General features: G+C 34.7%; 7 protein-coding genes and 1 pseudogene. 2 read left to right on the top strand and 6 right to left on the bottom strand.

Annotated features, from left to right (window positions below):
* A partial coding sequence (locus tag BMZ76_RS10200) for a transposase (RefSeq protein WP_143071080.1) occupies positions 1 to 417 on the bottom strand: 417 nt, incomplete at its 3' end.
* A 555-nt stretch (positions 418 to 972) separates the two neighbouring features.
* On the opposite strand from BMZ76_RS10200, the gene BMZ76_RS10195 reads away from it, so the two are divergent.
* Positions 973 to 1,449 carry a hypothetical protein gene (locus BMZ76_RS10195; RefSeq protein ID WP_091205686.1) on the top strand — a complete coding sequence of 159 codons (477 nt, stop codon included), beginning with the start codon at positions 973 to 975 and terminating at the stop codon, positions 1,447 to 1,449.
* Positions 1,450 to 2,145: 696 nt separating this feature from the next.
* On the opposite strand, the gene BMZ76_RS10190 is transcribed toward BMZ76_RS10195, so the two are convergent.
* From BMZ76_RS10190 to BMZ76_RS10180, 5 genes and pseudogenes are all read right to left on the bottom strand, one after another.
* Positions 2,146 to 2,568 carry a hypothetical protein gene (locus BMZ76_RS10190; RefSeq protein ID WP_091205683.1) on the bottom strand — a complete coding sequence of 141 codons (423 nt, stop codon included), beginning with the start codon at positions 2,566 to 2,568 and terminating at the stop codon, positions 2,146 to 2,148.
* Between the two features lie 296 nt (positions 2,569 to 2,864).
* The gene (locus BMZ76_RS10185) at positions 2,865 to 3,464 is read right to left on the bottom strand and encodes a tyrosine-type recombinase/integrase (protein WP_244281790.1); all 600 of its coding nucleotides are present in this window, start codon (positions 3,462 to 3,464) and stop codon (positions 2,865 to 2,867) included.
* Positions 3,453 to 3,608, bottom strand: a pseudogene (locus BMZ76_RS16180) (phage integrase N-terminal SAM-like domain-containing protein); the annotation flags it as partial. The gene BMZ76_RS10185 and the pseudogene BMZ76_RS16180, both read right to left, overlap by 12 nt.
* Before the next feature lie 15 nt (positions 3,609 to 3,623).
* Positions 3,624 to 3,779, bottom strand: coding sequence for a hypothetical protein (locus BMZ76_RS16175; RefSeq protein ID WP_244281788.1), 156 nt, complete (start codon positions 3,777 to 3,779; stop codon positions 3,624 to 3,626).
* 184 nt (positions 3,780 to 3,963) lie between these two features.
* A complete protein-coding gene (locus BMZ76_RS10180) occupies positions 3,964 to 4,746 on the bottom strand; it encodes an XRE family transcriptional regulator (protein WP_091205702.1) in 783 nt (260 codons plus the stop codon).
* Positions 4,747 to 4,835: 89 nt separating this feature from the next.
* Here BMZ76_RS10180 and dinB point away from each other — a divergent pair, with 89 nt between their 5' ends.
* Entirely contained in the window at positions 4,836 to 6,017 is a 1,182-nt protein-coding gene (gene dinB / locus BMZ76_RS10175; RefSeq protein ID WP_091205681.1) for a DNA polymerase IV, read from the top strand.
* Positions 6,018 to 6,019: the final 2 nt, after the last annotated feature.

The raw sequence follows: 6,019 nt of genomic DNA, 5'->3' as shown, positions 1-6,019 counted from the left end.
AGCGACAAGGCTTCCGCCAATGAGTTCAAAGTGAGCGGCGAGTTTTACCGTTGCACGAAAAACGCGAGCAATAGCTTTGGGATTGTTTTTGCGAAAATTAGCAATGGTATTATGATCAGGAACGAGTCCCTTCAAAAGCCACATGAGCTCAATGTTCCGACTGCATTCTTTCTCCAAAGTTCTGGAGGAACGCATGCGATTGAGATACCCGTAAATAAAAAGTTTAAGTAAATCCGAAGGATGATAAGCGGGTCTTCCGTTTTCGACAAAATCGAAAGTAAAGCCAAAATCAGGGAGTTTAAGACTGTCTACAAAAAGGTCAATGAGCCTGATTTCGTTATCTTTCGCTATGGCATCATCTATCGACGAGGCAAAAAGCGGGAATTGATTTCTGTTGGTTCCGTTGATGAATTTCATACTTAAATGTACAAAAAATCAACGAGTTAAGCAAGTTATTTGAAAGATTTTTAATACAAAAAATATAAGCAACCAAGAAGAAGGTTATTAGACAGTTTGATGTTCCCGCGCTACAAGCAGTTTGGGACTAAATTAAGCCCATTATTCGGATTTGCCAAATCTTCCAAATACAAAACCAATTTCAAATTAAGCCTAATGCCCAAATTGCTTGTAGCGTGTGTTATAAGCCGTGTATATATGTTGTCCTTTTTTCTTTGATTATCTTTTATTTATCTTAATTTGATTATTGTGTCTATTTATACTCTTTAATGAAAAAACATTGATAAAAGTTATTAACATCTTTTGAAATTGCGATATTTGAAAAACTACCTTATAAATATGGGGTTGACATATAAAAGCATCTATAGTAGTTTACCTTAATACTGCGTAATTGTTCGTAAAGTTATTTTTTGTTTATTTGTAAAGTCTTTTTTATTTAAAAATTATACATACATTTGTTTTGTAGAAATCAAGAGGATTTTAATATTATAAAGTTCTTTTTTAAAAACAAACAAAATGGATGTAATAGAAGATTTAATAGAAAAAAGAAAGGATGTATTAAAACAACTTGAAGCTATTGATACTGTTTTAAAAATTTACGGATTTGAAGGTTCAGATTATAAATTCAATAGTGATCTTAGTTCTTCAAGTGTTGGATCTTCAAAAGTATTTCCTAGTAAAGCGACAAAAGAAAAACAAGTTCTGTGGATTTTTGAAAATAAATTAACAAAGGCTTGCAAACTTAGAGACGTTCAGGACACTTATAATGAGTTAGTAGGTAACGATAAAGTTAGTATTGATAATACTGCTCGAAAGCTTAAAAAAGAGTCGAAATTACTTTTTGTTAGATACAATGAAAAAAATGTACTAAGTTTTTGGGGACATCCTTCTTGGATTATGGGAAGTGACTTCAAAAAAGAACATAAACCAGACTTAGATTTATTGCCCGATATAAATTTTTCTGAAGTGATGATAGGTAATGATAATGATTAAATAACAGAACTACGACAAATGTCGTCAATATTCCTTCGGGATGGTCAAACGAAAAAAAACTCGAATATTACGAGTATTCGAGTTTTTGGTAAGTGAATTTAACGGTATAACATTAAAATCAGTGAAATGGCAACTAGAACCATTATTGTAAAAACTGTTCCTGTACGAGTACAGGTTCAAAGAACTGTACAAATCAAAACAACAGTTACAGTTAAAAGAGTGAAATAATCACTCAAAATTTCAATAAGTCCCCACATTAGAGGGCAAACAAAATAACTGGGTCTCTCATTAGGATTGGCAAATTGCCTAACAGTTATTTTAAAAAGGGATGTGCTAGCATCCCTTTTTTCTTTTTACAAATATATAAAACAATTTATTATATTTCCTTGATTTCTTTCTGAATCACTTTTTTTAATGAATTTGAATCTTTCTTTTTGTCGATTATAAATAATATTTTAGTCGTTTTTCACCGCATTTTTGGGTTCATGGCTTATAACGTTACGCGGCTTTGAGATGGCTGGAAATTCGTAATCTTTCAATTTTCGACTTAAAGAAAACTTGATGCGAAACGGTAATTCCACTAAACTGCAGCTAGCTCAAAACCGCTGTTGGCAGAAGATTTTTATGGCTCAACTTCTAACTTGGCGTTTTAAATTTCAACAGTTTTAAAAAATAATATTTTCTAGCTAAACTATTTTATTTCTTAATAAATATAACTGGTCCGCAGATTTGTCCCTTTGAATCGGTACCAGTAGCTAGCACATAACCACTTTCGAAATTTGATGCGAAAGTAACGCTTCCGCTTTTGCCATTATCATTATTTAGGGTTATGCTACCTGTTGGATTTGCAGATAAAATTGTCCAACTAACATTATTAACAGCAAAAGTACTATTGTAGTTGTAAGTAGTTGTATTACCTGATTTTACAATTGAGAATGCATTATAAGTTCCAGCATTTGAAACAGTTTCACCAGAAATAAAACATTTAAATGCATTTGCACTTGTTTTAGCAGAATCTACAGATTTATTAGAATCACTATCATTTGAACAAGCAAAAACAAAAACAATTGCGATTGTTGCAACTAAAATAACTCCAAAATAATTTTTTAAATTTTTCATGATTTTTTATTTCCCTTTTGCAACATAATGTTGCCATTAAAGACGAAAACTTTAGGTACTTTTTTAAGGTTAAGTTTGTTCCGCCTTGTTGGATTACTAATTTAATTTTACATTCCTCTCAATATTTTTTGTCTTTTGGCATTTCAACGTATATGTTAACATCTCCCGCATCTTTTTGTTAAATTTTCTGCCAACTTGTATATAGGCGAAACAAACTTTCGTATATACACCCAAATATGGGTAGATTGGCGAAGGTTTGTTTCGCTTTATTGATTTTCAAATATATTAAAAAATTCTTACAAATCATCAAATGGACTTTTTATTTGTTGGATACTTTTGGTACTCACATGGGTGTATATTTCAGTTGTTTTACTACTGCTATGCCCCAATAACTCTTGAATACATCTTAAATCGGTACCACTTTCTAATAAATGAGTGGCATAACTGTGTCTAAGCCAGTGCAAAGTGACTGGCTTTGTAATTCCTGTTTTTTGTAACGCTTGTTTCAATATTAGTTGCAAACTTCGCGCATCATATTGTAATCCGATTGTTTGCCCTTCAAATAAATAAGTTTTTGGTTTGTATACTTTGTAGAAATCTCGTAGTATTTCTAAAATTTTTGGATTCAATGGGACTATCCTGTCTTTTTTGTCTTTTGAATTTTTAAGCAATACAATATTCCGCATCGAATCTATGTGAACCGGCTGGAGAGCTAATAATTTGCCACAACGCAGGCCACAACTATAAATCAATGAAAGCATCATTTTATGTTTGATGTCACTATGAGCGTTTAATATCAATTTTATTTCTTCTTTGCTCAAAACATTGGGTAAAAGTTTAGCTCGTTTTGTTCGGTGAATTTTATCAACTTCAATTTTTGTTTCTCTGACTGTCATAAAAAACAGCCTTATTACATTTACAGTTTGATTCTGATACGAAGCTGAAAGCTTCTTTTTCAATATATAGTCGTTATTAAAAATAATTACATCGTCATTTGTGATTACGGAAATGGGTTTTTTCCGATAGAAAATCAAGAACGATTTTAAGGCTTCACTTTAAGTATCAATGGTACTTTCACTGTAACGCTTAGAACGAAGCCATTGCTTAAATTTTTCAATTTGTACTATCCCTTCCGCCGATGGCAGCGAATTTGCCAAAGGTTCTAATTTAAAGCGTACTCTGTTTTCAGTTGTATCCGGAATGTGCCACATTGTTTTTTGCTGACTCCATCTCGCTCCCTCTATGTGTTTTACCTGCCTGCCGGCAGGCAGGTACGGGCGATTAAATCAGCCTTTTTTATCAAAATAAACTGCGATTCTACTTTCGTTTATATGCTTTATCAATTTTGCTGTCCAGTTCATAAAGTGCATTTTTGTCATTTGTAGAATAATTTTTTTATTGTATCGTCTGTTTATTAATACCTAATTTTAAATCTTTAATCTCTCTTTTCAACTCTAAAAACATTTCTGTCACACTTGCCGTTTCCGTTAATTCCTGTTTTTCATCTGTGAGTCCAATATTGCACACGTATTCCCAAATTTCAAGAATGTCAGAAACCTTGACTTCATAAACCGGATAAAAACTATTGTCTGATTCCACAAACAGTACATTTTTTTTATTTTTATTCAATCGCTTGTACACCATGCCTTCACTTTTGGTGATCAGTATATAGGTCTTGCCATCATTGACGTCTCCTAACTTTTCAATATACCGCCCAACGATTATGGAGCCATCTGCATGTGGTGGCATCGAATCTCCTTCCACCGGAAACCCCCTGTGCTTGCCCGAGCCCAAAAACGGCAATGAAATCTGTTGCAGACTTTCAATATATTCCGGATCGGCATACCCATTCAAATACCCGGCTTTTACTTTTTGCGTTACGACTTCAATAAAGTTATCTCCTTTTTTATCTACCGTGATTGGCAACACCAATCTGTTACTTTCTAACTGCAACAAATCATCTAACGGAATTTTCCGTACATCCACGGATAGCAATAGGTCTATACTAATGTGGTAATAATGGGCTATTTTCTTCAGTATTTCATACGGGGCTTCCGAGGTTCCGTCTTCATATTTGACGTATCTGCCCCTCGTTATCGCTAACGATTCAGCCAGCTTTTCTTGTGAAATCTTTTGTTGCACCCTAAGGTTCCTGATGTTGTCGGAAAATAAAGACATAGGTATTTTGTTATAATTTGTAACAACAAATATAGACAAATTTGTTATCATCTGTACTAATTTTGCAAAGTATAAAAAACGAAAAGAAGATGGAAAGAGCGATTGTACACATGGATTTAGATACTTTTTTTGTGTCCTGCGAAAGACTGGGGAATTCAAAACTGGAAGGAATCCCTTTGATTATTGGTGGCGGAGATCGTGGTGTTGTCGCTTCTTGTTCCTACGAAGCCCGTACCTTCGGAGTGCGTTCCGCAATGCCTATTAAAATGGCACTCCGCCTTTGTCCGCAGGCAAAAGTGATGAAAGGCGATATGGAACTGTACTCCAAATTATCGCATGACGTAACCGAAGTCATCCAAGAAAAAGCACCAATTGTGGAAAAAGCCAGCATCGATGAATTTTACCTTGATATTACCGGAATGGATAAATTTTATGGGGGTTACAAATGGACCAACGAACTAGCACAATCCGTTACCAAAGAAACAGGATTACCCATCAGTTTTGCTTTATCGATAAACAAAACCGTTTCTAAAATTGGTACAGGTGAAGCCAAACCCAAAGGAAACTTAGAAATACCCGAAAATAAAGTAAGGTCTTTCTTAAATCCGCTTTCGATTCAAAAAATACCCATGGTGGGCGATGTGACTTTTCAGCTGTTATCCCGAATTGGAATCCGTACCATTCAGACGCTTTCAGAAATGCCTGCCGAAGTTTTACAAAGAATGATCGGTAAAAATGGCATCGACATTTGGAAGAAAGCCAATGGCATCGATACCAATCCGGTGGAGCCTTACACGGAACGGAAATCCATTTCAACGGAACATACTTTTAGTCAGGATACCATTGACATTCCAAAACTAAAATCAATACTGATTGGAATGGTAGAGAAACTGGCCTTTCAGTTGCGCTCCGAAGAATGGCTGACTTCCACGGTAGTTATTAAAATACGGTATTCCAATTTTGATACTGAAACCAAACAATGCAAAGTCCCCTATACCTCAGCCGATCACATGCTGACTAAATCCGTTACCGATTTATTTGATAAAGTTTACCAGCGTCGCATGCGGCTAAGATTGATTGGAATTCGTTTCAGTGGGTTGGTTCGTGGAACCTATCAAATCAATTTATTTGAGGACACCGAAGAAATGCTGTCGTTGTATCAAGCCATGGATAAAATGAAAAGCCGTTATGGTTTTGACGCCGTAATGCGGTGTGCCGGTGCGACCTTCAAACCCAATAACAAATCAGAAATTTTAAAACGTAAAGTATAACT

Source organism: Flavobacterium xueshanense, from assembly GCF_900112975.1.
Taxonomy (GTDB): Bacteria; Bacteroidota; Bacteroidia; order Flavobacteriales; family Flavobacteriaceae; genus Flavobacterium; species Flavobacterium xueshanense.
Note: the sequence above shows the minus strand (reverse complement) of the source record. Positions and strands in the feature narration are given on the sequence as shown.